Below are 23,068 nucleotides of genomic sequence, written 5' to 3'. Positions count from 1 at the left end.
ACGTGTTCCGGAGGATGTTGACGTGACCGACACCGCCATGCTGCCCGAGTCCTGGCGCGGCGTACTCGGCGAGGAGTTGCAGAAGCCGTACTTCACGCAGCTCACCGAGTTCGTGGAGGAGGAGCGGGCCAAGGGTCCCGTCTACCCGCCACGCGAGGAGGTGTTCGCCGCACTGGAGGCCACCCCCTTCGAGCGGGTGAAGGTCCTCATCCTCGGCCAGGACCCCTACCACGGGGAGGGCCAGGGCCACGGCCTGTGCTTCTCGGTACGCCCCGGTGTGAAGACCCCGCCCTCGCTGCGCAACATCTACAAGGAGATGCAGGACGAGCTGGGCCACCCCGTCCCCGACAACGGCTATCTGATGCCCTGGGCCGAGCAGGGCGTCCTGCTGCTGAACGCGGTCCTGACCGTGCGCGCCGGCGAGGCCAACTCGCACAAGGGCAAGGGCTGGGAGAAGTTCACCGACGCGGTGATCCGCGCCGTGGCCGGCCGCCCCGACCCGGCCGTCTTCGTGCTCTGGGGGAACTACGCACAGAAGAAGCTGCCCCTCATCGACGAGAACCGGCACGCGGTCGTGAAGGGCGCCCACCCCTCACCGCTGTCCGCCAAGAAGTTCTTCGGCTCGCGCCCCTTCACCCAGATCGACAAGGCGGTGGCCGAACAGGGCCACACTCCGATCTCGTGGCGGCTGCCCGACCTGGGCTGAGAGCGCCGTTCCGCACGGCGGGTACGGGGGCGATCGGGGGCAGGGGGCGGTCGTCGAGCCCGGTGCGCGGGGGAGCCTGGTGGGCTGGGGAAACCCGGCGTGCGGGCTCGTCAGCCGGCTGCGGAGGGGGACGGCTGAAGGTGCCGTGTGGCGTGTGGCGCCCGGCGGGTGTGCCTCGTTCCTGAACGCGGGGGCGGCCGTGGCGCGAGCACCCACCGCGACGGCGGCCGGGTGAGCGCCGCCATCCTTCGGGGGCCGGGGAGCCCGTGCGTGCACCCACCCCCACCGGCCGGCGGTCGACAGGCGCCCACCCCCGCCGCAGAGCCCCGTCGCATGGCCGCCTCCCTCCCGGACGAGGGGAACCACTTCCCTTCGCCGGGACCCCTTCGCCGGGACCCTTTCGCCGGGCTCCCGTCACCGGCTCGGCCCACGCGCGGCTGCGGAGGCCGCGGTCGGCGGCCATCGTCGGATGCGTGGGGGTGCTCGGCGCCGTGGGCGCTCGGCAGCCCCCGGCTCGGGAGGGCGACCTGCCCCGGGGGCGACCCGTGCCCGGGGTCGGACTCCGGACGCCGCGGAGACCGGCTCGGGGACCGGCTCGCGCAGGGCACGACTGAGGAGGCGCGCGGTGGCCGACCGACCGGGCACGACGGACGACGCCGTGCTGACCAGGATCGCCCAGGTGGTCATGTTGCACCGGGGCGGTGACCGCGAGGAGGCCCGCGGCCGTTTCCTGCGGCTGTGGGCGGAGATCGGCGAGCACGGCGATCCGCTGCACCGCTGTACGCTGGCGCACTTCATGGCCGGCACCCAGGACGACCCGCTGGACGAGCTGACCTGGGACCTACGCGCCCTGTCGGCCGCGGAGGAGCTGGCCGGCGCGGACCCGGCCGTCGAGGAAGATCCGGCCGGCGGGCGTTCGGCCGGGCGTGCCGGTGGGCGGGCCGCGGCGTGCGCGCTGTACCCGGCCCTCCATCTGAGCCTCGCCGTCGACTACGCGAGGATCGGCCGTACCGCCACCGCCCACAGCCACCTGCGGCGTGCCCGGCACGCCACCGACATGCTCCAGGACGGCGCGCGCCGCAGCGGCATCCCCTTGGCCGGTGACCGGCCGGACCAGCGGCTCGGGAAGGACGGCGCCGGCGGCGTGGGGTCCTGATCCGGTGCGGCCAGGTATCCGGGTGGTGCCGGCGGCTGGTCCGGCGGCGCGGCCGATGCGCCCGTCAGCAGAGGTTCACCTTCTGGTCCTCCGACTGGTACTGGTCGAAATCCTTTCCGAGGGAGCAGGCGTCGGGCCGCTGCGGGAGCTGGGGCGCCGCGGGCCGGATGGCCGGCTGCGGGATGGGCAGGCGGGGCAGCGGTACGTAGGGCAGCGCCGGCTGCGGCACCGTCCTGCGGCGCGGTGTCGCCTTCGGCGCCGTGGAGCGGTGCGCCTTGGGGGCCTGCCGGGCGTGCCGCAGGCTTTCCAGCGCCTCACGGGCCGGCGCCTGCACGATCTGTAGCTCGCCGCTCTCGTCCGGGGCGGACTGCGGGGACACGGTCATACAGCCCGTGAGACCCGCGACCGCCGTGGTGATCAGCGCCGCTGATGCGATGGTTCTGTGCACTCGACCAACTCTGCCGCGTCATGCCCCGTTTCCGTGGCGTATGCGCGGGAAATGCCCCGCATGAGTGACGTGATGGGCGCGTGGCGCGGGCCTGAGGTGCCCGCTCCGGTGCCGAGCCACCCGCATGGCGGTGCGGTGCGTGGGGCGAGGGCGCGGGCGGGGCGCGTCAACGCGGTGGGCCCAGCAGCCCGGTGAGCACTTCCCGCAGGCTCAGCCGCAGCTCGTCCGCGGACGGCACGGCCGCGTGGAACGAGCCGGCCGCACACGAGAACAACATGCCGTCGCACCAGGCCACCAGTGACAGCGCGTGCCGCGCGGGGTCCCGCGAACCGGCCGCTGTGACCATGGCCGTCAACGGCCCGCTGAAGCGCTGCCCCGCCGTGTCGAAGAACCTCCGCAGTTCCGGCCGTCGAGTGGCCTCCAGCGCCAGTTCGTACCGTGCGACCAGCAACGCGCGGTGCCGCGTGAGGTAGCGGTGCAACGCGAGGGCGAGCCCGTCGGCCAGCGCATCGAGCCCGCCGGCCGGGTCCGGCATCTCGTCGGGCGTCAGCACGCTGGCCTCACGCTCCGCCAGTCGCCGCACGGCGGCCTCCAGCAGGGCGAGCCGGGTCCGGGCGTGGTTGGAGGTGGAGCCCTGGGGGAGGCCGGCGGCCTCGTCGACGGCGCGGTGCGTCAGTCCGCGCATGCCTCGCTCGGCGAGCAGGCGCAGTGCGGCGTCGGCGACCGTGTCGGCCCGGGAGGTACCGGTGCGACGCCGGGCGGAACGGTCGGGAGGCTGCGCTGACATGGGTCCAACCTACCTCTGGCACTACATCTGTAGTACGGTCGGATTCATGGCACTACAGCTGTAGTGCTGGCGCTATCGCGTGCCGAGGTGCGCCCGCACCGGGACACCGGGCGCGCCGCCCAGGGGAAGGAGACGGCAGATGCGGGACGACAGCCGGCGGCGGGGGAACCGTTCGGACCGGTCCGAGCGGCCGGGGCACGGGGCACCGCGCGCCGTGGTGATCGGTGCCGGCATCGGCGGTCTGACCGCCGCCGTGGCGCTGCACCTGCGTGGGTGGCGGGTGACCGTGCTGGAGCGCGCCCGGTCCCTCGAACCCGTCGGCGCCGGGATCTCGCTGGCCCCCAACGCCCTGCGCGCCTTGGACGTCATCGGTCTCGGCGACGAGATCCGCGCCCTCGCCGCCTGGCAGGGTGACGGCGGCCTGCGCACGCCGGCCGGCCGCTGGCTGTCACGGACGGACGCCCAGGCCGTCGCCGCCCGTTTCGGCGGCCCGCTCGTCCTGCTGCATCGGGCGACGCTCCTCGAACGCCTGGCCGCTCGGCTGCCGGAGGGCACCGTCCGGACGGCATCCGAGGCGACCCTGGCCGACCCGGGCGACCCCGGCCCCCTGGCCGTTGCGGCGGACGGGGACGCGTCGCGGAGTCCGGGCGGTGCGGGGGCGGGGCGTGCGCCGGCGCCCCCGGGCCTCGCGCCGGCGGACACCGCCCCCGTCGAACCCCCGTCCCCGCGCCCGCGTACCGCCCGCGTCAGCACCCCCGAAGGCGAACTGGAGGCCGAGCTCGTCGTCGCCGCCGACGGGATCCACTCCCGGGTACGCGGCGTGCTCTTCCCGGACCATCCGGGCCCCGCCTACGCCGGATTCACCGCATGGCGGATGGTGCTCCCCGCCCCCGTGTCGTCGTTCGCACCGCACGAGACCTGGGGCAGGGGGCTGCTGTGGGGCACCCAGCCGATGAAGGACGGCACCGTCTACGCCTACGCCGCTGCCGCCGTGCCGGCCGGAGGGCGGGCACCGGACGACGAGCGGGCCGAGCTGCTGCGCCTGTTCGGTGCCTGGCACCAGCCCATCCCCGCGCTGCTCGACGCCGTGCGCCCCGATCAGGTGCTGCGCGGCGACGTTCACCACATCGCCGAGCCGCTGCCCGCCCACCACCGCGGTCGGGTCGCCCTGCTGGGCGACGCGGCGCACGCGATGCCGCCCACCCTGGGGCAGGGCGGCAACCAGGCCATCGAGGACGCCGTCGTGCTCGCCCACCACGCCGACCCGGCCGCGCACGCGCCCGACCTCGCCGCCTACACCCGGGACCGCAGGCCACGCACCACGGCCATCGCGCGCAAGGCGGTGGCCTCCGGCCGCATGATCATGCTGCGTGCCGCCCCCGCCGTGGTGCTGCGCGACACCGCGATCGCCGTGCTCTCCAAGGCGGTGCCCTCGCTCATGCTGCGCGGCTTCGACGACGTCGCTGGTTGGCGGCCTCCGCAGGCCCCGTATGCTTCCCCTGCCTCCCCGGCACGGGACCGTACGGACCGTGCGCGGTGACCACTGGTGGGGTGTCGGGGGGCGGCGCCGGGGCAGCCGCGTCAGGCGTGTGCTTTCCTGCTCGCCTGACATCCTGCCCGAAAGCCCCGGCCGCGCCGTCCGGCGGCCCTGACGTCCGAGGAGGAGCCCGCGGTGAAGGTCGGTTGCATCGGGCTCGGTGACATCGCCGAGAAGGCGTACCTGCCGGTCCTCACCGCGTTGCCCGGCATCGAGCTGCACCTGCACACCCGTACGCCCGCGACACTCGCCCGGATCGCCGCCGCGCACCGCATCCCCGAAGAGCGCTGCCACGCCGACCTGGACGCGCTGATCGCGCAGGGCCTCGACGCGGCGTTCGTGCACGCGCCCACCGCCGTGCACCCCCAGATCGTCGCGCACCTGCTGGCGGCGGGCGTGCCGACCTGCGTGGACAAGCCGCTCGCCTACGAGTTCGCGGAGTCCGAACGGCTGGTCCGGCTCGCGGAGCGGCACCGCACCGGTCTCGCCGTGGCCTTCAACCGGCGCTTCGCGCCGAGTTACGCCCAGTGCGCCGAGCATCCGCGCGATCTGATCCTGATGCAGAAGAACCGTGCGGCACTGCCCGAGGAGCCGCGCGTCTTCATCCTGGACGACTTCATCCACGTCGTGGACACCCTGCGGTTCCTGGCGCCGGGGCCCATCGACGACGTCGGTGTCCGGGCCCGCGTGAAGGACGGGCTGCTGCACCATGTCGTCCTGCAACTCGGCGGTGACGGGTTCACCGCGCTCGGCGTGATGAACCGGCTGAGCGGCTCCGCCGAGGAGATCCTGGAGATCTCAGGCCAGGACAGCAAACGCCAGGTGATCAACCTCGCCGACGTGATCGACCACAAGGGGCAGCCGAGCGTGCGCCGCCGCGGCGACTGGGTGCCGGTGGCCCGGCAGCGCGGTATCGAGCAGGTCGTCCTCGCGTTCCTCGGCGCCGTGCGCGAAGGGACCCTGCTCAGTGCCCGCGACGCGTTGGCCACCCACGAACTGTGTGAGCGCGTGCTGACCGCCGTACACGAACAGGGCGGCTGAGCCCGCGGACCTTCCGCGGTCGCGCCGCGACTGCCGGGCGGGCCGCTGGCCGTACGCTGCTGTCGGTGACGCAGACCATCGTGTTCGACGTGGGGGAGACCCTCACCAAAGACGACCGTTACTGGGCAGGCTGGGCCGACTGGCTCCAGGTCCCGCGCCATACGCTGTCGGCACTCGTGGGCGTCGTGGTGGCGCAGGGGCGCGACAACACCGCCGCCCTCCGGCTGCTCTGCCCGGAGCTGGACGTGGACTCGGCCTATCACGCCCGGGAAGCGGCGGGCCGGGGCGAGTACCTGGACGAGAGCGACCTGTACCCGGATGTGCGCCCTGCCCTGGGCTCGCTGCGCGGGCTCGGCAAACGGGTGATCGTGGCCGGGAACCAGACCGCACGCGCCGGTGAACTGCTGCGTGATCTGGACCTGCCGGCCGACCTGGTGGTCACGTCGGGGGACTGGGGCGTGGCGAAGCCGGACCCGTCGTTCTTCCAGCGGGTGCTGGAAGTGGCCGGCACGGCACCGGAGGACACCGTGTACGTCGGCGACCACCCGGTCAACGACGTCTTTCCCCCGAAGGCCGTCGGAATGCGCGTGGCCCACCTGCGCCGTGGCCCGTGGGGTCACCTGTGGGCCGACGACCCCGACGTGCAGGCGGCCGCCGACTGGCGCGTCGGGTCGCTGACGGAACTGGCGTCCGTGCTCACCGCCGAGGAGACGGCAGGCGGGGACGGCGCCGCCCGCCGGCGTTGAGATACCTCGCCTGGTCCCCGCCAACTCCTCGTACGGTGTCCGAGATCACCCGGCTGGCCTGCGCAATTGCCGTCACAGGAAAGTGCGTTGTGTAGCCCGTGGCGACACGATTACGGTGCCCGCCATGTCTCACTCATCCAGATTTTTAACGCGTCTGTCCCTCGCCGTGGCAGCCCTGGCACTGGGCCTGGTCACCGCGACGTCGGCCGGTGCCGCTGCGACGGGCTCCCCGTCCAACCCGGACCAGGCCGACGGCCCCGGGATCATCACCATCGAACAGCTCAACATGTGCATGTGGGGGTCGACCATGACCCCGGACTGTTTCCCGAACGACTCCGGTGCCGCGCAGGACAGTGCCGCGTGGACCGCAGAGGAGCAGCGCATCGCCGGCCTGAAGCGGGACGCGATCGTCGCCCAGGTCGAGCGGCACATCCCGGATGTCATCACCGTCGACGAGGGGTGTCTGAACGACCTCACGGCGGTGGCGTCCCAGATCGGCTACGAGCTGGCGACCCAGACCACCGGCGGCGCCACCACCCCCCGGCAGTGCACCGCGGGCCGCGGTGTGGCCGTCAACGCCGTGCTGGCGAAGGACATCACCGGCACCGGCCCGCAGGGCTACTTCGAGAGCGGCGGTCACCGCTCGTACATCTGCGCCAAGGTCACGACCGACGAGTGGTCGTCCGTGCAGGTCTGCAACGCGCACCTGTCGCTGAAGACGCAGGAGCCGCACCAGACGACCGAGTGCAACATCCTTCGGGACGACATCCTGGACCCGAGCCCCGGGCCGACGCTGCTCGCCGGTGACGTCAACATGTCGCTGGCCGGCGAGAACTGCGCGCCCGACCGCTACCACGGTCTGAAGGACCTGGAGCGCACCGCCGCCGACCAGCAGGCCAACAAGACGGACGGGCTCCAGCAGATCTACTACTCGGCCGGCTTCTGGCGGGAGAGCTGCGGCTGGGCCTACACGGTCGAGCACACCGACCACAAGGGTTTCCTGCTGGAGCTCGGCAAGACGGACCCGGGTCAGCTCGACGAGTGCTGGCGGAACATCCGCTAGTCAGGGACGTGTTGAGCGGGCGTGTCCACCCGCAGGTGAACGTGAGCCGCGCGACCCCGGGTTGCGGCGGCCATGACTGGGCCCCGGTCGCCATGTGCGGCCGGGGCCCTCGTTGTCGGTGTCCGATCCCGACGGTCAGGCAGCCTCGACGATCTCGCGTCGCATCGCCTCGGCCCATTCGGTCACCAGCGTTTCGTACTGCCGTCGCTGCTCCGATGAGAGGTGGCCACCGGCACGCAGCCACAGCGCACGGATCTGCTCGTTGACTTCGGCAGACGAACGCATGGGACGGCGTGTCTCAGGGGTAGGGGACATGCTTCAAGCTTAGGGGGTGACTGTCGCCGGTCGCTCCGCTCTGTCAGTAATCCATTGCCATCGGTAGCCGCCCAAGCGGTTCTGACCAGGCGAAACGGGCGTGAAAGAGTCCTTCTGGTCGCGGGTGTGATGTTGGCCGCATTCAGGTTTGTCGTGGGTGCGGGGTGGAGAGACGCGAGAGTTCGGCCTGGTCGAGTCGCCACGGGAAACCTTCTTGTAATGAAGGGGGTGCGATGCGAAATTCTTCGAACAGGTTGCGGTGGGAGCGCGCCCATGCAGGGTGGGCGGCGGTGTGACCGGTTGCGCCGTGGGGAGCGCCGGGGGCGTCGGGTCCGGCGTCGGGTGGACACCGGGTGCGGCGGTCCGGTGGGTTCCAGATGGCTGGCGCACGGTTGTTGACCGGCTCAAACCCACCGCCTAGGTTGCCGCTGAGTGAGGCACAAGCGCTTGCTATGAATCGATTCAAACCGCCCGTGGCGTCTTGACCGAGTCGATGAGACGTCGGGGCCCGTTCCGTGCAAGCCAGCCACCCGCACCGCCACCCAACCCCCAGGAGGCGACCGCATGACCGGACAGGGCACCCGGACCACCGGAGACGGCCCCCGCCCAGCAGCCGCCACGGCGCAGGACCCCTCGCCCACCGCAGCGTCAGGACTGCGCGTCGTCCACACGCACGGCGAGAGCGTCACCGTCACCGAGACCACCACCGGCGTCGAGCTGTTCCGTTACGTGTACCGCCCGGAAGCGGCCTTCGAGTCGCCGAAGCCGTACCTGCACCCGATCAGGACCCTGGCCGGCGCCGTGGTCACCGACTACCGGCCCAACGACCACCGCTGGCACAAGGGCCTCCAGATGACGGCGTCCCACCTCTCGGGGCAGAACCTGTGGGGCGGCAACAGCTACGTGCACGGCGAGGGCTACCTCCCGCTGCCCGAGCAGGTCGGGTCCATGGCCCACGTCGCCTTCGACGAGCTGGCGGCGCGCGACGGCGGTCTCGTCATGGCCGAGCGGCTCACCTGGCACCCCTACGACGGCGAGCTGTGGGCCGAGGAGGACCGGCGCATCGAGGTGCGGGACGTGGACCCGCAGGCCGGGACCTGGGCGCTGGTGTGGAGCACCGCCGTCACCAACCGCAGGAGCGAGCCGCTCACGTTCGGCAGCCCGACCACGCACGGCCGACCGATGGCGGGTTACACGGGGTTGTTCTGGCGCGGACCACGCGGCTTCAGGGACGGCCGGGTGCTGTCCCCCGAGGCCGAGGGCCCGGGGCTGATGGGCCGGCAGGCGCCCTGGCTGGCGTACGGCGCCGAGCACGACGGCGTCGACGGGCACGCCACGCTGGTGTTCGAGCACGCTCCCGAGAACGCCCACCTGGGCGACGGCGACGAGCACCCCGCGCACTGGTTCGTACGCAACGACCCGTTCGCCGCCGTCGCTCCCTCCCTCGCCTTCTACGACGAGCTGGAACTCGCCCCCGGTGACACCCTCGTCCGCCGCTACCGCATCGTCGTCGCGGACCGGGCCTGGGACCGGGACCAGATCGCCGGCTACCTCAAGGAGCATCCGTGGTGACCCGCGGCGCACGTCCGGTGCGCCGGCGCGCCCGCCGTACGGGGATGCTGGTCGGCGCGGCTGCCACGGTGTGCGGGCTGCTGCTCTCCGGCTGCTCGGGCAGCACCGCCGACGGCGCGTCCGGGGGCAAGGTGACGCTCCGCTTCACCTGGTGGGGCAACGACGACCGCGCCCAGCGCACCAACGACGTCGTCGACCTCTTCGAGAAGCGCCACCCCGGCATCACCGTGAGCACCTCGTTCGCCACGTACGACGCGTACGTGCCCAAGCTGGCCACCCAGGCGGCGAGCGGGGACCTGCCGGACGTGGCGCAGCTCGACTACCGCCAGATATCGCAGTACGCGGACAGCGGCACGCTGCTCGACCTGGCGCCGTACCTGAAGAACGGCACGATACGCACCGCAGACTTCGACCCCCACCTCACCCGTACCGGCTCCTACGGCGGCCATCAGGTCGCCCTGCCGATGAGCGTGGGCACCACCGGCTTCGCCTACGACGCCGCCGTCTTCCGCAAGGCCGGGGTGCCCACCCCGAAACCGGGCTGGACCTGGGACGACCTCGTCGAGGCCGGCCGCCGGATCAGCGCCCTGCACCTGAAGGGCCCCGACGGGCGGGCGTACACCGGACTCGGCGACGTCGGGGGCACCGAGGACGTCTTCGAGGAGTGGCTGCGCAGCCGGGGCAAGAAGCTCTACGCATCCCAGCACACCCTCGGGTTCACCACCGGTGACCTGACCCGGTTCTGGACCTGGACCGACCGGCAGCGCCGCGACGGCATCGCCTCGCAGGCCAAGGACACCGCCCAGATCGGCAGCGTCGCGCAGGACAGCCCGCTGGGCCGGAGCCTGGCCGCCACCGACTTCAACTGGGACGCGCCCTTCCTCGCCTACCCGCCGATGCTCGGCGACCAGATCCACTTCGCTCCGGTGCCCACCACCGGCGGACGGCCCGGCCAGTACTTCAAGCCGAGCATGCTGATCGGCGTCGGCGCGCACAGCGCCCACCCCAAGGAGGCCGCCGAGCTGATCGACTTCATCCTCAACGACCCGGACGCCGGCAAGATCCTGGGCGTCTCGCGCTCCACCCCGGCCAACCAGAGGATCGCCCAGTCGGTCGGCAAGACCCTCGAGGGCCCGGAGGAGGAGGTCTACGACTACGGCCGCAAGATCGCCGGCTACGGGACCGAACCGCCGCCCGCCGCACCGCCGCGCGGGGACGTCGTCCTCCAGCAGTCCTTCAGCCGCACCTACCAGCTGGTCATCTTCGAGCGGAAGAGCCCGGCCCAGGCCGCGGCGGAGTTCGTGGCCGAGGCAGAAAGGGAGCTGCGATGACATCGGCGACCCGCACCGCCCCACCGGACCCCCGCACCGCAGCGCAGGCCCAGGCCACCCGGCGCCCACGGCGGGAGCGACAGGGCCCCGCGTACGTCTTCCTGACACCCTGGATGCTCGGCGTCGGCCTGCTGACCCTGCTGCCGATGGCCGTGTCCCTGTACCTGTCGTTCACCGACTACGACCTCTTCAACGCGCCCCGGTGGGTGGGCCTGCGCAACTACGTTGAGATGTTCACCGAGGACCCGCGCTACTGGCGGTCGGTGGGCACGACCCTGCTGTTCGTCGTGGTCGCCGTGCCGCTGAAGCTGGTGCTCGCACTCGGCGTCGCCCTGCTGCTGAAGGGCATGCGGCGCGCCCGCGGCTTCTACCGCTCCGCGTTCTACGCCCCGTCGCTGCTGGGCGCCAGCATGTCGATCGCGCTGGTGTGGCGGGCCCTGTACAACGACGGGGGCACCGTGGACGGCGTACTCGAGTCCGTCGGCATCCACACCGGCGGCTGGGTCGGCGATCCGGACCTCGCCGTGTTCGTGGTGGCGCTGCTCACCGTCTGGCAGTTCGGCGCCCCCATGGTGATCTTCCTGGCCGGGCTCCAGCAGATCCCGACCGACCTGTACGAGGCGGCGGCCCTGGACGGCGCGAGCCGGTGGCGGCAGTTCGTCTCCGTGACGGTGCCGATGCTGTCCCCGGTGCTCTTCTTCAACCTGGTCCTGGAGACCATCCAGTCCTTCCAGGTCTTCACGCCCGCGTACGCCATCAGCGGCGGCAAGGGCGGTCCGGCCGACTCGACCAACTTCTACACGCTCTACCTCTACGAACGGGGCTTCTCCGACTCCCACATGGGCTACGCCTCCGCGATGGCCTGGGTGCTGCTGCTCGGCATCGGTGCGGTGACCGTCGTCCTCTTCAAGACCTCGCGTTCCTGGGTCTTCTACCAAGGCGAGGAGGCCTGATGACATCCGTCCAGCCGACCGCGGGGCGCCGGGCGCGGGGCGCCCGCCGGGTCGCCGTGCACGTGGCGGCCGTGGCCGTCCTGCTCGTGCTGCTGTACCCGCTGGCGTGGCTGCTGGCCACCTCACTGAAACCGGCCGACGAGGTGCTCACCAGCCTCAAGCTGCTGCCCAGCCACCTTCAGTGGTCCAACTACACCACCGCCCTCGACGGTGTCAGCGGCGTCAGCGTGCCCCGGCTGCTCGGCAACTCGCTGCTGATCTCCTTGGGCTGCGTGCTCGGCAACGTGCTGTCCTGCTCGCTGGCCGCCTACGCCTTCGCCCGGCTGCGGTTCCGGATGCGCGGGGTGATGTTCGGCTTCATGGTGGCCACGATGATGCTGCCGCACCACGCCGTGCTGATCCCGCAGTACATCATCTTCAACAAGATGGGCCTGGTGAACACCTACTGGCCGCTGGTGCTGCCGAAGTTCCTGGCCACCGACGCCTTCTTCGTCTTCCTGATCGTGCAGTTCATGCGCGGGCTGCCGCGCGAGCTGGAGGAGTCGGCGCGCATCGACGGCTGCGGCCCGTTCCGGGTCTTCTGGTCGGTGGTGCTCCCGCTGACCCGGCCGGCCCTCATCACCACCGCGATCTTCACCTTCATCTGGAGCTGGAACGACTTCTTCACCCAGTTGATCTATCTCTTCGACCCGGAGAAGTTCACGCTCACGCTGGCGCTGCGCAGCTTCGTCGACCAGTCCAGCACCTCCGCGTACGGGCCGATGTTCGCGATGTCGGTGCTCTCGCTGCTGCCCATCGTGCTGTTCTTCTTCGCCTTCCAGCGCTACCTCGTGGAGGGCATGGCGACCTCCGGACTCAAGGGGTGAGCGGATATGACGTCTCACGAGACCGGCCGTGGCACGCCGTACGGAAGCGGTCGGCCCGCGTCGCACGAGGCGGCCGGGGGCACTCCGGGCCCGGGCGTGCGGTTCGCCGACCGCAGGCGCCGTGAACCCGGGGAGCTGTTCGGGACGCGTTTCGTGCTCTTCGCCGACATGCTTGCCGTCGGCCTGATCACCGCCGTCGCCTGTCTGCCCGTCATCACCGCACCGGCCGCCTTCGCGGCGGCCTGCGCCGTGCTGCGGGAGTCGATCCGCGCCGAGCAGCCCGCCACCCTCGGGCGGTACGTGGCCGAGCTGCGCGCCCACGGAGTGCTGCGCTCCCTCACGGCGGGGGCTTTCGTGCTGGGCGCCGGGGCCCTGATCCTGCTCGATCTGCTGCTGGCGCGCGCCGGGTTGCCGGGGGCGCGCATGGTGTCCCTGGTGGTGGCGGCCGCGGCGGTCCTCGCCCTGGTGGTGGGGCTGCGCGCTGCGACGGACCCGCGTGCCGCGCAGGGGTGGTGGGGTGCGGTGCGTGCGGCAGCGGCCCGTTCCGCCGCCGATCTGCCCGGCTGCGCACTCGTCATGGCCGCTGTCTTGCTTTCGGCCACTCTGGCCTGGATGCTTCCCTTGCTACTGCCGCTCACCCCGGGGGCGTTGGCCTTCGCGGTCACCGCGGTGGAGTTGCGTGCCACACCGGCCGCGGCACCGGCGGGCGGCAAGGCCGGGGGACCGGCCGGGACCGGCGGGGAGGCAGCACCGCAGGAGTGAGCCGGCGGGCAGCCGTTCCGAACCGCCGGAACGTGCCCGGCCACCGGCACCACACACGCGGAAGGGCCGCGGCGCCGCTCGGTGCCGCGGCCTTCGACCGCCGATCGTCGCGTGTCCGCCGCGCACCGGACGCACCCGCATTCACGTACGAGAAGGGCAGCCCTGATGCATCAGACGACCACGCCGCCCGACGGCCCCGGCAGACCCCGCTCCGCCGCCGGAAGCCGTCGCCGCGGCAGCCATGGCGCCCTGGTGGCCGCCGCCGTGCTGGCCGCCACCGCGCTGCCCGCGGGGCCGGCCATCGCCCGGGTGCACGACACGGCCACGCCGGCCGACCGTTCGCTGACCCTGGACGTGTCCGGCCGGCCGACCGCTGCCGAGCTCCCCGCGGGCTTCCAGGGCTTCTCCGTGGAGTCCGCTGACTTCGCCCACGGCTTCCTGACCCGGGCCCGGATGGCGGAGCGTCTGAAGACGTTGGGCCGGCACGGCGTGCTGCGGCTCGGGGGCTACTCCATGGACCTGGTGTGGCCGACGTTCGGCGCGTGGCGGAACGCCCCGGCGCCCGAGCAGGCCATCGGCGGCACCGTGGACCAGACGGACTTCGACGCGCTGAAGGACCTGCTGGACGCCACCGGCTGGAAGGTCACCCTCGGGGTGCCGCTGAAGGCGGTCATCGACCCGTCGAAGCTGAAGGACCCCACCAAGGACCCCGCCCCGCCGGTCACCCTGGACCAGGCCGTCGCCGAGGTGGAGGCCGCACACGACACCCTCGGCGACGACCTGCTCTCCGTCGAGATCGGCAACGAGTTCGACAACGTGACCACGCTCAGCGGCGCCGAGATGTGGAACACCGTCAAGGGCTACCAGGCGGCCATCGACGCCGCCCTGCCGCACGCCGGGATCAAGGTGTCAGGCCCGTCGGCCAACACCTCACCCAGCAACACCGTGCTCGACGGGTTCACCGCAGCGGCCGCCGCCGACCCCGCGGTACGTCCCGAGCGGATCATGGCCGAGCTGTCCTCGCACCTGTACCCGGCGAGCCACTGCGGTTCCTCCACCGCCACCATCGCGCAGCTGATGTCGGCCGACACCCACCGCAGGACCCAGACCAAACTCCAGGGCGTCGCCGCACTCGCCACCCGCTTCGGCGGCCGTGTCCCGATGACCGTCAACGAGTCCAACAGTGCCTCGTGCAGCGGCCAGCCGGGCGTAAGCGACGCCTACGCGGCAGCGCTGTGGTCCCTCGACCACACCCTGGAGAGCGCGCAGAGCGGCATGGCCCGGCTGGAGTTCCACACCAACACCGCGGCACTCTGCGGGGACTTCAAGCCCCGCACCTCGCCCGAGTACCCCATCTCGTACCGGTACTACGGCGCGTTCTGCGCCACGGACCAGGCCGAGCTGGACGCCGACCGGCTGTCGGCCAGCCCCCTGTACTACGGCCTGTGGGCCGCGGCGCGGGTGGCGCGGGGACGGTTCGTCGACGTGTCGCTGCCCGACGACGCCCTGGACACGACGCGCGCGTACGCCGTCGAGGCCCGGGACGGATCGCTGACGGTGGTGCTCATCAACGTCCAGGACCCGGCCGACCCCGAGGCGGCGGCCGAGGACGTCAGCCTCGTACTGCCGTCGCAGCGGCTGCACGACGGCCGCACGGTCAGGCTCAGCAGCGCGGCGCCGGGCGGTCTCGCCGCGCAGGACGCCTCCCGCATCACGCTCGGCGGCGCGACGGTGGCCCCGACGGGCCGGCCTTCGGGACCACCGCGGTCCACGGCCGTCCCGGTGCACCACGGCACCGCGACCGTACGGGTGGCGGCGGGCACGGCCGAGATCGTCACGTTCGGGCGCTGACCGCCGGGAAGCCTTCACCTGCGGTCAGCGGAACGCCGCAAGCGCACAAAGAAGGGGCGCGGGGAACCGCGCAACCGGCCACGACGAAGCCGCCAGGTCGCCACCGTCCCAGTGGAGCTGTTCCTGTCGCAGCCGGACCACCCGGCTGGTGGGAGCTGAGCGCGCAGTTCCCCGCGCCCCTTCACAGGCGCCTGCGGCGCCCCCCGCTGACCGCCGGGAAGCCTTCACCGGGTGCCTGTTGGGTGTGCCGGAGGCCGCGGCGGTGGGCCCCGGCACGCTCACCGGGTCGTCGCCGGCTGCGGCGCCGAGCTGCGACGGGCTCACTCCCAGGCCGGCCGGTCCGTTCCCCAGAGTGTGGACGGGTGCCGCCAGGTTCGCGGAGCGCCGTCGTAGTGGACCGGGGGAAGGGCGTGCCGGAGCGTTCCGTACCGGGAGGGGGTCTCGACGAGCCAGGGTTCCGGGTCGTACCGGTCGTCGTCGCCGCCGTCGGCCGGCGCGGGGCGGATGTCGTGCAGCAGCCAGCCGGCCGTGCCCGTGAGGGACAGCCGCAGGTGCCGGCCTCCGCCGTGCACGTGCCGGCCTGTCAGGGCCCGCAGGACGGCGGCCGCCAGGAGGTAGCCGGTGCCGTGGTCCAGTGCCTGCGCGGGCAGCACGCCCGGGTGCCCGTCGGCCGACGCTTCGACGGCGGCGATCCCGGTCGCGGCCTGGACGAGGCTGTCGAACCCGCGCCGCTTCGCCCACGGCCCCGACCAACCCCAGGCACACAACTGGGCCACGATCAGGCCGGGGCGGCGCTCCAGCAAGGCATCGGGCGCCAGGCCGTGGGCGTCGAGGGCTCCGGGCCGGTAACCGGTGACCACGACGTCCGCCGCGGCCAGCAACTCGTCGAAGGCCTTCCGATCCGTCGGGGCGGCCAGGTCCAGCAGGGTCGAACGCTTGCCCATGCCCGTGTCGGCGTGCGACTCCGGGTCCTCCGGCAGCCGGGGCGTGTCGATGCGCAGCACGTCCGCGCCCAGCAGCGCGAGGGTGCGGGTGGCGATCGGGCCGGCGAGCACCCTGGTCAGATCGAGCACCCGCACCCCGGCGGCGGGCAGCTCGGCCGGCGGCAGCGCGTGCGGCGTGCCCTCGATGCGTCGCGTTTCGACCAGCGGATGCCGCTCCGGGCTCGGGCCGTCCGCCACCGCAACGGCGAGACCACCGGCCGCGTACACGTCCTCCTGCACCTGGCGGGCCGTACGCGAGGCCAGCTCCCGGGCCAGTGCGTCGGTCGGTGCCCGTCCGTCGCCGGTGGCGGGGATGCCGAGCGCGGTCAGCAACCGCATCCGGTGGTGCGGGTAGTTGGCGTGCGTGCGCACCCAGCCGTCCGCCGTCCGCCAGAAGCCGGACAGCGGCGCGAACGAGGTCGGGACGCGGCCGTCGATCCGCAGGAGCCGTTCGCTGACGAAGGCCGTCGCCACCGCCTCCTCCCGCACCCGCACCGCCGGCAGCGCTGCGCCGCGCCGCAGCGCCGTCAACTCCGCTGCGGCCAGCGAGCACACCCCGACCGTCGCCCGCGCCAGTGCGCGCACCGGCAGCCGGGCCGGCAGCAGCCGCGCCGTCTCGCCCTGCGGCGCATGCACCTGCTGGACCGCGTGCGAGCCCTGCGCCGGGTACGAGCCGTGCGCCTCGTACGACACGTTCTCGGCGAGCCCGGCCGGGCCTTCGAGGGCGGCCCACGCCTGTGCGGTCGCCGGGTCCTGTGCGCTGTTCATCTGATCAGTCTGCCGCAGCGGCAAGCGCGGACAGGGGGGTGGGCACGTGAAGGAGCGCCGTGCGTCGGGGAGGGCAGCGCCGGGACGTATGTGGCTGGAAGCAACCGGCGTGAAACATGTGGCGGAAGGAATGGTTCCGCAGGGTGGGCACGTGCGTGCAGAAACGGCGCCGCAGGTGTGCGCGCAACCTCCACACATCAGTCACACTCTGCACTCGAGATTCGCCTGGGTGTTCGTCAAGGCGCGCGTAGAATCCGCTCCGCTATCCATCAAATCGGCTAGGGACAAGGCAGAAGGAAGTATGAACAAACATCGGCGACCGCGTGCCCTTGGCCGAGCACGGTCGACAGTTATGAAGACCGCTGCTGCGATGGGTGTGGCCACCGTCATAGCGGCCGGAGCCCACTCCATGACGGGGGACAGCCCCGTCCACGCCCAGGCGTCCTCCGACGGCCATGACGACATCCTGGACGTCAGCGACGGCCCCTCGGACTCCTCCCACGGGCAGTCGGCGGACACGGACACGCCTTCCGACGTGGCGACCGACTCCGCACGCGCCCCCGAGCCCGTCCAGTCGGCGGGGTCCCAGCACGCTGCCGGCTCGGCCCAGGCCCAGGCCCAGGGGCACCACAGCAGCTCCTCCGTGGAGACGCACGCCTCTGCCCCCGCACCCGGCACTCCGTCGGGGGACGACAGCACGTCGACCTCGCCGGCGCCCAGCCAGCCGCCGGCCTCCGACCCGCCGGCCAGCTCGACCCCGTCCGACCCCTCCGACGGTAGCCAGGACGGCTCCGTCGTCGGTGGCGTCGTCGACGGTGTGGGCGGTGTCGTCGGTGGCGTCGTCGGCGGTGTCGGTGGTGTCGTCGGCGGCCTGCTCGGCTGATCCGTCGACCGATCGGCAGCACGCACCGCGTCGCACGTGACGCAGGCCCGCCCCGACCCGTTGAGCGCCGCGCGCGCTCGGGGGAGGGGCGGGCGTGTGTCGGGCGTACGGGCGGTGCACGGGCGGCGATCACCGACAGCGCAGGCGCCGGTCAGCGCCCGCGCAACCGGTGCCGTCCACGCCACGCCACGGCCGCGCCGCCCACCCCGGTCAGCACGAGGAACGCCAGCGCGGCCAGGAAGGGCGGCGACAGCGGGGCCGTCGCACGGGCGCCGGCGATGACGTACGCGGCGGTGTTCGGAACCGAGCCGAGACCGGTGGCCCACAAGAAGGGCGCCCAGCGCATGCGGGAGACGGCGGCGGCGTAGTTCGCCGCCCAGAACGGCACCCCGGGGAACAGCCGCAGCGCCATCATCGAGCGGAACCCATGCCGGCTCAACTGGCCGTCGGCCGCCTTCAGCAGGCGCGCCCTGAGCAGCGGCCGCAGCGCGTCCCGCCCCAGCAGGCGCCCGAGCCCGAAGGCGATCCCGGCGCCCACGACCGTCCCGGCGACGGCGGCGCCCAGACCGAACAGCGACCCCAGGACCGCGCCCGCCGCGAGGTTCAGCAGCGGCCGCGGCACGAACCCCGCCGTGCACACCCCGTATGCCAGCGCGAACACCAGCAAGGCGACGGCACCGTCCAGCCGTGGCGGCCACCCGTGCGCCAGCAACCGCTGCGGGTCGAAGGCGAGCGCGCACCCACCGCCGGCGGCGAGCAGCACGCCCAGCAGGACCAGCCGTGACCAGGGCGCGGCAAGAGCCCTGACGCAGCGTCCGACGGCCCCCGGGGCGGGCGCCGGGAGCGGCGCCTGCGGCGGAACGACCCGATGCGGGCGCGAGGGAGCAGGGGCGATGGTGGGATCGGGCACGCGGGGACTCTAATACGTTCTCCGGGCGGTGGGTGGCGCTCCGGACGGCGCACCGGGCTGCGCCGCCCCGCGGAGCCGTCGCCTGGGCGGGGCGGGCGGCGATGAGACCGCCTGGTCGGTGGCGTACCCGGCGCGAAATTCATTCGACGCACCGCCCGCCGTCCGACATGATCGGCAGCATGTTCCGGCACGCCTTCCTCCTCGCAGCATCCGCGGCAGCGGATGCCGGGAAGGCTGCCCTGGCGATCGATCTGCCGGCAGCCGTCGACGGCGCACGAAGCTGACCCTTCCCGGACACTTCCGGCGGACCCCACAGGGGGAGGGTCGGTCAGGCGAAGGGGTCCCCGTCACCGGTCGAAACCGGTGACCCTCACGTCACCTCTGGCGAGGAAAACCATGCCCAAGACGGCATACGTGCGCACCAAGCCCCACCTGAACATCGGCACCATGGGCCACGTCGACCACGGCAAGACCACGCTCACCGCCGCCATCACCAAGGTCCTGGCCGAGCGCAGCAACGCGACCGGCGGCGGCACGCGGTACGTGCCCTTCGACCGGATCGACCGTGCCCCGGAGGAGGCCGTGCGCGGCATCACCATCAACCTCGCGCACGTCGAGTACGAGACGGACACCCGCCACTACGCCCATGTCGACATGCCCGGCCACGCCGACTACGTGAAGAACATGGTGACCGGCGCTGCGCAGCTCGACGGGGCGATCCTCGTCGTCTCCGCGCTCGACGGGATCATGCCCCAGACCTCCGAACACGTGCTGCTCGCCCGGCAGGTGGGCGTCGACCACATCGTCGTCGCGCTGAACAAGGCGGACGCCGGAGACGAGGAGCTGACCGACCTCGTCGAACTGGAGGTACGCGAGTTGCTGACCGCGCACGGCTACGACGGGGACGCCGCCCCCGTGGTCCGGGTGTCCGGGCTCGGGGCGCTGCACGGCGAACCACGCTGGACCGCGGCCGTCGAGGCGTTGCTCGACGCGGTCGACACCTACGTACCGGTCCCGGAACGGTACGTGGACGCGCCGTTCCTGCTCCCGATCGAGAACGTGCTGACCATCACCGGCCGCGGCACCGTCGTCACCGGAGCCGTGGAGCGCGGCACCGTGCGGGTGGGCGACCACGTCGACGTGCTCGGTGCCGACCTCCAGAGCGTCGTCACCGGGCTCGAGACGTTCGGCAAGCCCATGCCCGAGGCGCAGGCCGGGGACAACGTGGCGCTACTGCTGCGCGGGGTGGCCCGTGACGCGGTGCGCCGCGGGCACGTCGTGGCCGCACCCGGCAGCGTCACCCCGCGACGCCGGTTCACCGCGCAGGTGTACCTGCTGTCGGCGGGCGAGGGCGGGCGCAGCACGCCGATCGCCACCGGGTACCGGCCGCAGTTCTACATCAGGACCGCGGACGTGGTCGGCGACGTCGACCTCGGCGAGCGCGGTGTGGCCCGGCCCGGTGACACCGTCACCCTGACCGTGGAACTGGGCCGCGACGTGCCGCTGGAGGCGGGTCTCGGGTTCGCCGTCCGCGAGGGCGGGCGCACGGTCGGCGCGGGCACGGTCACCGAGGCCGCCGGCTGACGACCGGACGCCGCGTGCGCGGTTGCGATCGGCGCCCGCTCCCGGACCGTACGGGAGCGGGCGCCACCCCGCCGTGCGGGACGCACCGGGCGTGCCGGGGCACAATGAGCGGGTGGACGACGAGGAGCCCACCCGCGACGAGGGCGACGGCGATGCCGTGCCGGTGACCAGGGCCGTGGCGGGCGGCATCGCGAAACTGCTGCCGGACGTGGACCGCGCGCACGCCTGGCTGCTGACCGTCGACGGGGCGCCGCAGTCCTACGTCGACCTGGACGAGCCCACGCATCTGGAGTTCGAGTACGCGCGCCGGATGGGGCACGTGCTGGACACCCTGGCGCCGCCCGGCCGGCCGGTGGACGCGGTGCACCTCGGCGGTGGGGCCCTCACCCTGCCGCGCTACCTGGCCGTCACACGTCCCGGCTCCCGGCAGGACGTGGTGGAAGCCGACCACGGGCTGCTCCAGCTCGTCCGGGAGCACCTGCCGCTGCCGGCCACCGCGGACATCACCGTGCACGCGGCGGACGCCCGCGGCTGGTTGGAGGCCGCGCCGTCCGACCACGCGGACGTCGTCATCGGCGATGTGTTCGGCGGCTCCCGGGTCCCCGCGCATCTCACCTCCCTCACCTACGTCCGCGCAGTGGAGCGCGTGCTGCGGGCCGACGGCCGGTACATCGCCAATCTCGCCGACGGCACACCGTTCACGTTCCTGCGCGGCCAGCTGGCCACGCTGGCCGCGGTCTTCGGCGAACTGGCGCTGATCGCCGAGCCCGCGGTGCTGCGGGGCCGCCGGTTCGGCAACATCCTGCTGGTCGCCGCACACCGGGAGATCGACGTCGCGGCGCTGACCCGTCACACGGCGGGCGACGCCTTCCCCGCCCGGGTCGAGCACGGTGCGGCGCTGCGACGACTGATCGGGAACGCCGCACCGGTACGCGACGCGGACGCGGCCCCCTCACCACCGCCGCCGGACGGCACGTTCAGCGTGGGCTGAGCGGTGGACGCGATTGTCAGACCCCGGTGAGATGCTGCCCGGTATGGAGGAGATGCTGCCGCCGCGACGTGTGTACGGCGCCGACCACGAGGACCCGGACCCCGGACCGCAGCCCGGGCACGTCTACCGCGAGTTGGTCGGGGGCCCGCTCGACGGGCTCCTGCTGGACGTCACCGGCTGGAGCACCCCTGAGCTGACCACCGGGGCCGCACTGAACACGGAGATAGGCGCGTACGGAGCGGGCGGCCGGGCCGAGTACCTGCCCCGCCCGAGCGACCCGCGGAAGTGGGACTGGAACGGGGACACCCGCTGAGACGGCGGACACCACGTGACGGGCACCACGTGCTCTACGGTGATCACGTCCGCGTCCCGGGCGGGCGCCCCGCCGCCCCCGACGGCTCGCCGGCATCGGCCGGGCCGGCTCGGCGGGCACCCGACACGGCCGGCTCCTCCCCGGGCAGGGCAGGATCGGGCTCGGTCGGTGTGTGCTCCGGGGCGAGCATGCCGGTGGTCGGCGGCGGGTGGGCGGCCGGCGTCGCGGCCGGCTCGTGCGTACGGCGGGTGAGCCGTCGGACGTCCGGTACGAACAGCACCGCGGCCGTCGTCAGCACCACCAGCGCCGCACAGCTCCACAACGCCGTGCTCCGCCCGAACGCGCGCTCCGCGGGGCCCGCGACGGCCGTGGCCAGCGGCAGCAGACCGATGGAGCCGAGCCAGTCGTAGGACGAGACGCGGGAGAACATCTCCTCGGGGATCTCCTGGTGCATCGTCGTGACCCAGGCGACCCCGAACACCTCGATGCAGACGCCGCTGACGAACATCACCACGGCCAGCGGGCCCACCGGCAGGGGAACCGCGAGCGCCGCCGACGGCATGGCCAGCGGGAAGACGCAGAGGGTGCCGGCGAACAGCAGCCGCCGGGGCTTCCACCGCACCATGAGCAGCGCACCCCCGACCGTGCCGACGCCGAAGGCGCCGAGCGCCAGCCCCCACGGTCCCGCGCCGCCCAGTTCGTCCCGCGCGACCAGCGGACCGTAGACGGACTCGGCCGCGCCGACGACGGCGACCACGATGGAGAACTGGGCGACGATCGACCACAGCCAGGGGCGGCCGATGAACTCCCGCCAGCCCTCGCGCAACTGGGCGAGCATGCTGCCGGCCGCGTCACGCGGCCCGGACAGATCGAGTTGGAGCAGCCCGCGCAGGGCCGCCGCCACCGCGAAGCAGACCGCGTCCACGACGAGTACCCAGCCGGGCCCGAGCACCGCCACCAGCGCCCCGCCCAGCGCGGCACCGCCGATGCCCGCACCGTTCTGCGCCATCCGGTAGACCGCGAACGCCCGGCTCGCCTGTGCCCCGCTCACCGACGCCATCAGCATGCCCTCGGAGGCCGGGCTGAAGAAGGCCAGGCCGGTACCGCCGAGCGCGGTCAGCAGCACCATCTCCCACAACCGTGCGTTCCCGGTCACCACCAGCGCCCCGAACACGGCCTGCGAGACGCAGCTGAGCGCGTTCGCTGCGACCATCACCCGATGCCGCGGCAGGCGGTCGGCGACGGCGCCCGCGACCAGCAGGAAGAGCACCAGCGGCAGGGTGCGGGCGGCCGCCACCACGCCCACGTCGGTGCTGTCGCCGCCCGACTGGAGCACGGCGAACGCCGCCGCGATCAAGGCACCCTGGCTGCCCAGGTTCGTCACCACCGCGGCGGCGGTCAACAGACTGTAGTTCCGGCCCGCCCACGAGGGGCGCAGGGAGGAGCGGGCAGCGGCTATGCGCGATATCACTGTTGCACTATGGCGTGCTCCAGTGAGCGAC

General features: G+C 73.0%; 22 protein-coding genes. 16 read left to right on the top strand and 6 right to left on the bottom strand.

From position 1 onward, the window contains the following. Positions 1-22 precede the first annotated feature (22 nt). Together ung and NQO67_RS32260 are read left to right on the top strand one after the other, a co-directional pair. Entirely contained in the window at positions 23-706 is a 684-nt protein-coding gene (ung, locus tag NQO67_RS32265) for a uracil-DNA glycosylase (RefSeq protein WP_255953896.1), read from the top strand. Between the two features lie 625 nt (positions 707-1,331). Beyond that, positions 1,332-1,862, top strand: a complete 531-nt coding sequence (locus NQO67_RS32260; RefSeq protein ID WP_445195109.1) for a hypothetical protein — start codon at positions 1,332-1,334, stop codon at positions 1,860-1,862. A 64-nt stretch (positions 1,863-1,926) separates the two neighbouring features. On the opposite strand, the gene NQO67_RS32255 is transcribed toward NQO67_RS32260, so the two are convergent. Both NQO67_RS32255 and NQO67_RS32250 read right to left on the bottom strand, forming a co-directional pair. Next, entirely contained in the window at positions 1,927-2,310 is a 384-nt protein-coding gene (locus NQO67_RS32255; protein ID WP_255953895.1) for a hypothetical protein, read from the bottom strand. A 166-nt stretch (positions 2,311-2,476) separates the two neighbouring features. After that, positions 2,477-3,097 carry a TetR/AcrR family transcriptional regulator gene (locus tag NQO67_RS32250; RefSeq protein ID WP_255953894.1) on the bottom strand — a complete coding sequence of 207 codons (621 nt, stop codon included), beginning with the start codon at positions 3,095-3,097 and terminating at the stop codon, positions 2,477-2,479. Positions 3,098-3,314: 217 nt separating this feature from the next. Between NQO67_RS32250 and NQO67_RS32245 the strand changes: the two genes are divergently transcribed. From NQO67_RS32245 to NQO67_RS32230, 4 genes are all read left to right on the top strand, one after another. Next, the gene (locus NQO67_RS32245) at positions 3,315-4,637 is read left to right on the top strand and encodes an FAD-dependent monooxygenase (protein WP_255953936.1); all 1,323 of its coding nucleotides are present in this window, start codon (positions 3,315-3,317) and stop codon (positions 4,635-4,637) included. Positions 4,638-4,769: 132 nt separating this feature from the next. Next, positions 4,770-5,675: a Gfo/Idh/MocA family protein gene (locus NQO67_RS32240; RefSeq protein WP_255953893.1), complete on the top strand. Its 906-nt coding sequence runs from the start codon at positions 4,770-4,772 to the stop codon at positions 5,673-5,675. A gap of 65 nt (positions 5,676-5,740) precedes the next feature. Beyond that, the gene (locus NQO67_RS32235; RefSeq protein ID WP_255953892.1) at positions 5,741-6,421 is read left to right on the top strand and encodes an HAD family hydrolase; all 681 of its coding nucleotides are present in this window, start codon (positions 5,741-5,743) and stop codon (positions 6,419-6,421) included. Positions 6,422-6,587: 166 nt separating this feature from the next. Next, positions 6,588-7,484, top strand: coding sequence for an endonuclease/exonuclease/phosphatase family protein (locus NQO67_RS32230; RefSeq protein ID WP_255953891.1), 897 nt, complete (start codon positions 6,588-6,590; stop codon positions 7,482-7,484). Between the two features lie 135 nt (positions 7,485-7,619). On the opposite strand, the gene NQO67_RS32225 is transcribed toward NQO67_RS32230, so the two are convergent. Then, positions 7,620-7,799 carry a hypothetical protein gene (locus NQO67_RS32225; protein ID WP_374119212.1) on the bottom strand — a complete coding sequence of 60 codons (180 nt, stop codon included), beginning with the start codon at positions 7,797-7,799 and terminating at the stop codon, positions 7,620-7,622. 564 nt (positions 7,800-8,363) lie between these two features. On the opposite strand from NQO67_RS32225, the gene NQO67_RS32220 reads away from it, so the two are divergent. From NQO67_RS32220 to NQO67_RS32195, 6 genes are all read left to right on the top strand, one after another. Continuing rightward, positions 8,364-9,371, top strand: a complete 1,008-nt coding sequence (locus tag NQO67_RS32220) for a DUF6807 domain-containing protein (RefSeq protein ID WP_255953889.1) — start codon at positions 8,364-8,366, stop codon at positions 9,369-9,371. Between the two features lie 44 nt (positions 9,372-9,415). After that, positions 9,416-10,702, top strand: coding sequence for an ABC transporter substrate-binding protein (locus NQO67_RS32215; RefSeq protein ID WP_305126554.1), 1,287 nt, complete (start codon positions 9,416-9,418; stop codon positions 10,700-10,702). Further along, positions 10,699-11,655, top strand: a complete 957-nt coding sequence (locus NQO67_RS32210; protein ID WP_255953887.1) for a carbohydrate ABC transporter permease — start codon at positions 10,699-10,701, stop codon at positions 11,653-11,655. Before NQO67_RS32215 ends, NQO67_RS32210 begins: the two co-directional genes overlap by 4 nt. Continuing rightward, on the top strand, positions 11,655-12,521 hold the full coding sequence (locus NQO67_RS32205; RefSeq protein WP_255953886.1) for a carbohydrate ABC transporter permease: 867 nt from the start codon (positions 11,655-11,657) through the stop codon (positions 12,519-12,521). The genes NQO67_RS32210 and NQO67_RS32205 overlap by 1 nt, the downstream gene beginning before the upstream one ends. Positions 12,522-12,527: 6 nt before the next feature. Continuing rightward, on the top strand, positions 12,528-13,283 hold the full coding sequence (locus NQO67_RS32200) for a DUF624 domain-containing protein (RefSeq protein WP_255953885.1): 756 nt from the start codon (positions 12,528-12,530) through the stop codon (positions 13,281-13,283). 165 nt (positions 13,284-13,448) lie between these two features. Then, positions 13,449-15,134 (top strand): glycosyl hydrolase family 79 C-terminal domain-containing protein, encoded by a 1,686-nt coding sequence (locus NQO67_RS32195; RefSeq protein ID WP_255953884.1) that lies wholly within the window; start codon positions 13,449-13,451, stop codon positions 15,132-15,134. A 320-nt stretch (positions 15,135-15,454) separates the two neighbouring features. Here NQO67_RS32195 and NQO67_RS32190 read toward each other — a convergent pair whose 3' ends face one another. Continuing rightward, positions 15,455-16,885 carry a CoA transferase gene (locus tag NQO67_RS32190; protein WP_255953883.1) on the bottom strand — a complete coding sequence of 477 codons (1,431 nt, stop codon included), beginning with the start codon at positions 16,883-16,885 and terminating at the stop codon, positions 15,455-15,457. 352 nt (positions 16,886-17,237) lie between these two features. Here NQO67_RS32190 and NQO67_RS32185 point away from each other — a divergent pair, with 352 nt between their 5' ends. Then, positions 17,238-17,768, top strand: a complete 531-nt coding sequence (locus NQO67_RS32185) for a hypothetical protein (RefSeq protein WP_255953882.1) — start codon at positions 17,238-17,240, stop codon at positions 17,766-17,768. A 151-nt stretch (positions 17,769-17,919) separates the two neighbouring features. On the opposite strand, the gene NQO67_RS32180 is transcribed toward NQO67_RS32185, so the two are convergent. After that, positions 17,920-18,663, bottom strand: coding sequence for a TVP38/TMEM64 family protein (locus NQO67_RS32180; protein ID WP_374119214.1), 744 nt, complete (start codon positions 18,661-18,663; stop codon positions 17,920-17,922). 411 nt (positions 18,664-19,074) lie between these two features. Between NQO67_RS32180 and tuf the strand changes: the two genes are divergently transcribed. From tuf to NQO67_RS32165, 3 genes are all read left to right on the top strand, one after another. Then, positions 19,075-20,262 (top strand): elongation factor Tu, encoded by a 1,188-nt coding sequence (tuf, locus tag NQO67_RS32175; protein WP_255953880.1) that lies wholly within the window; start codon positions 19,075-19,077, stop codon positions 20,260-20,262. Positions 20,263-20,374: 112 nt separating this feature from the next. Further along, the gene (locus tag NQO67_RS32170; RefSeq protein ID WP_255953879.1) at positions 20,375-21,253 is read left to right on the top strand and encodes a spermidine synthase; all 879 of its coding nucleotides are present in this window, start codon (positions 20,375-20,377) and stop codon (positions 21,251-21,253) included. Positions 21,254-21,296: 43 nt separating this feature from the next. Further along, the gene (locus NQO67_RS32165; protein ID WP_255953878.1) at positions 21,297-21,566 is read left to right on the top strand and encodes an MDR/zinc-dependent alcohol dehydrogenase-like family protein; all 270 of its coding nucleotides are present in this window, start codon (positions 21,297-21,299) and stop codon (positions 21,564-21,566) included. Between the two features lie 43 nt (positions 21,567-21,609). On the opposite strand, the gene NQO67_RS32160 is transcribed toward NQO67_RS32165, so the two are convergent. After that, a complete protein-coding gene (locus NQO67_RS32160; protein ID WP_374119213.1) occupies positions 21,610-23,034 on the bottom strand; it encodes an MFS transporter in 1,425 nt (474 codons plus the stop codon). Between the last annotated feature and the right edge of the window lie 34 nt (positions 23,035-23,068).

Origin of the sequence: Streptomyces odontomachi, assembly GCF_024435355.1 — a bacterium.
Lineage (GTDB): Bacteria > Actinomycetota > Actinomycetes > Streptomycetales > Streptomycetaceae > Streptomyces > Streptomyces odontomachi.
Note: the sequence above shows the minus strand (reverse complement) of the source record. Positions and strands in the feature narration are given on the sequence as shown.

Bases quoted from the DNA above. Each gene is read 5' to 3' on its own strand.
- NQO67_RS32250 (WP_255953894.1), bottom strand. From the start codon at position 3,097: ATGTCAGCGCAGCCTCCCGACCGTTCCGCCCGGCGTCGCACCGGTACC.
- NQO67_RS32225 (WP_374119212.1), bottom strand. From the start codon at position 7,799: ATGTCCCCTACCCCTGAGACACGCCGTCCCATGCGTTCGTCTGCCGAA.
- NQO67_RS32220 (WP_255953889.1), top strand. From the start codon at position 8,364: ATGACCGGACAGGGCACCCGGACCACCGGAGACGGCCCCCGCCCAGCA.
- NQO67_RS32215 (WP_305126554.1), top strand. From the start codon at position 9,416: ATGCTGGTCGGCGCGGCTGCCACGGTGTGCGGGCTGCTGCTCTCCGGC.
- NQO67_RS32210 (WP_255953887.1), top strand. From the start codon at position 10,699: ATGACATCGGCGACCCGCACCGCCCCACCGGACCCCCGCACCGCAGCG.
- NQO67_RS32205 (WP_255953886.1), top strand. From the start codon at position 11,655: ATGACATCCGTCCAGCCGACCGCGGGGCGCCGGGCGCGGGGCGCCCGC.
- NQO67_RS32200 (WP_255953885.1), top strand. From the start codon at position 12,528: ATGACGTCTCACGAGACCGGCCGTGGCACGCCGTACGGAAGCGGTCGG.
- NQO67_RS32195 (WP_255953884.1), top strand. From the start codon at position 13,449: ATGCATCAGACGACCACGCCGCCCGACGGCCCCGGCAGACCCCGCTCC.
- NQO67_RS32190 (WP_255953883.1), bottom strand. From the start codon at position 16,885: ATGAACAGCGCACAGGACCCGGCGACCGCACAGGCGTGGGCCGCCCTC.
- NQO67_RS32185 (WP_255953882.1), top strand. From the start codon at position 17,238: ATGAAGACCGCTGCTGCGATGGGTGTGGCCACCGTCATAGCGGCCGGA.
- tuf (WP_255953880.1), top strand. From the start codon at position 19,075: ATGCCCAAGACGGCATACGTGCGCACCAAGCCCCACCTGAACATCGGC.
- NQO67_RS32165 (WP_255953878.1), top strand. From the start codon at position 21,297: ATGGAGGAGATGCTGCCGCCGCGACGTGTGTACGGCGCCGACCACGAG.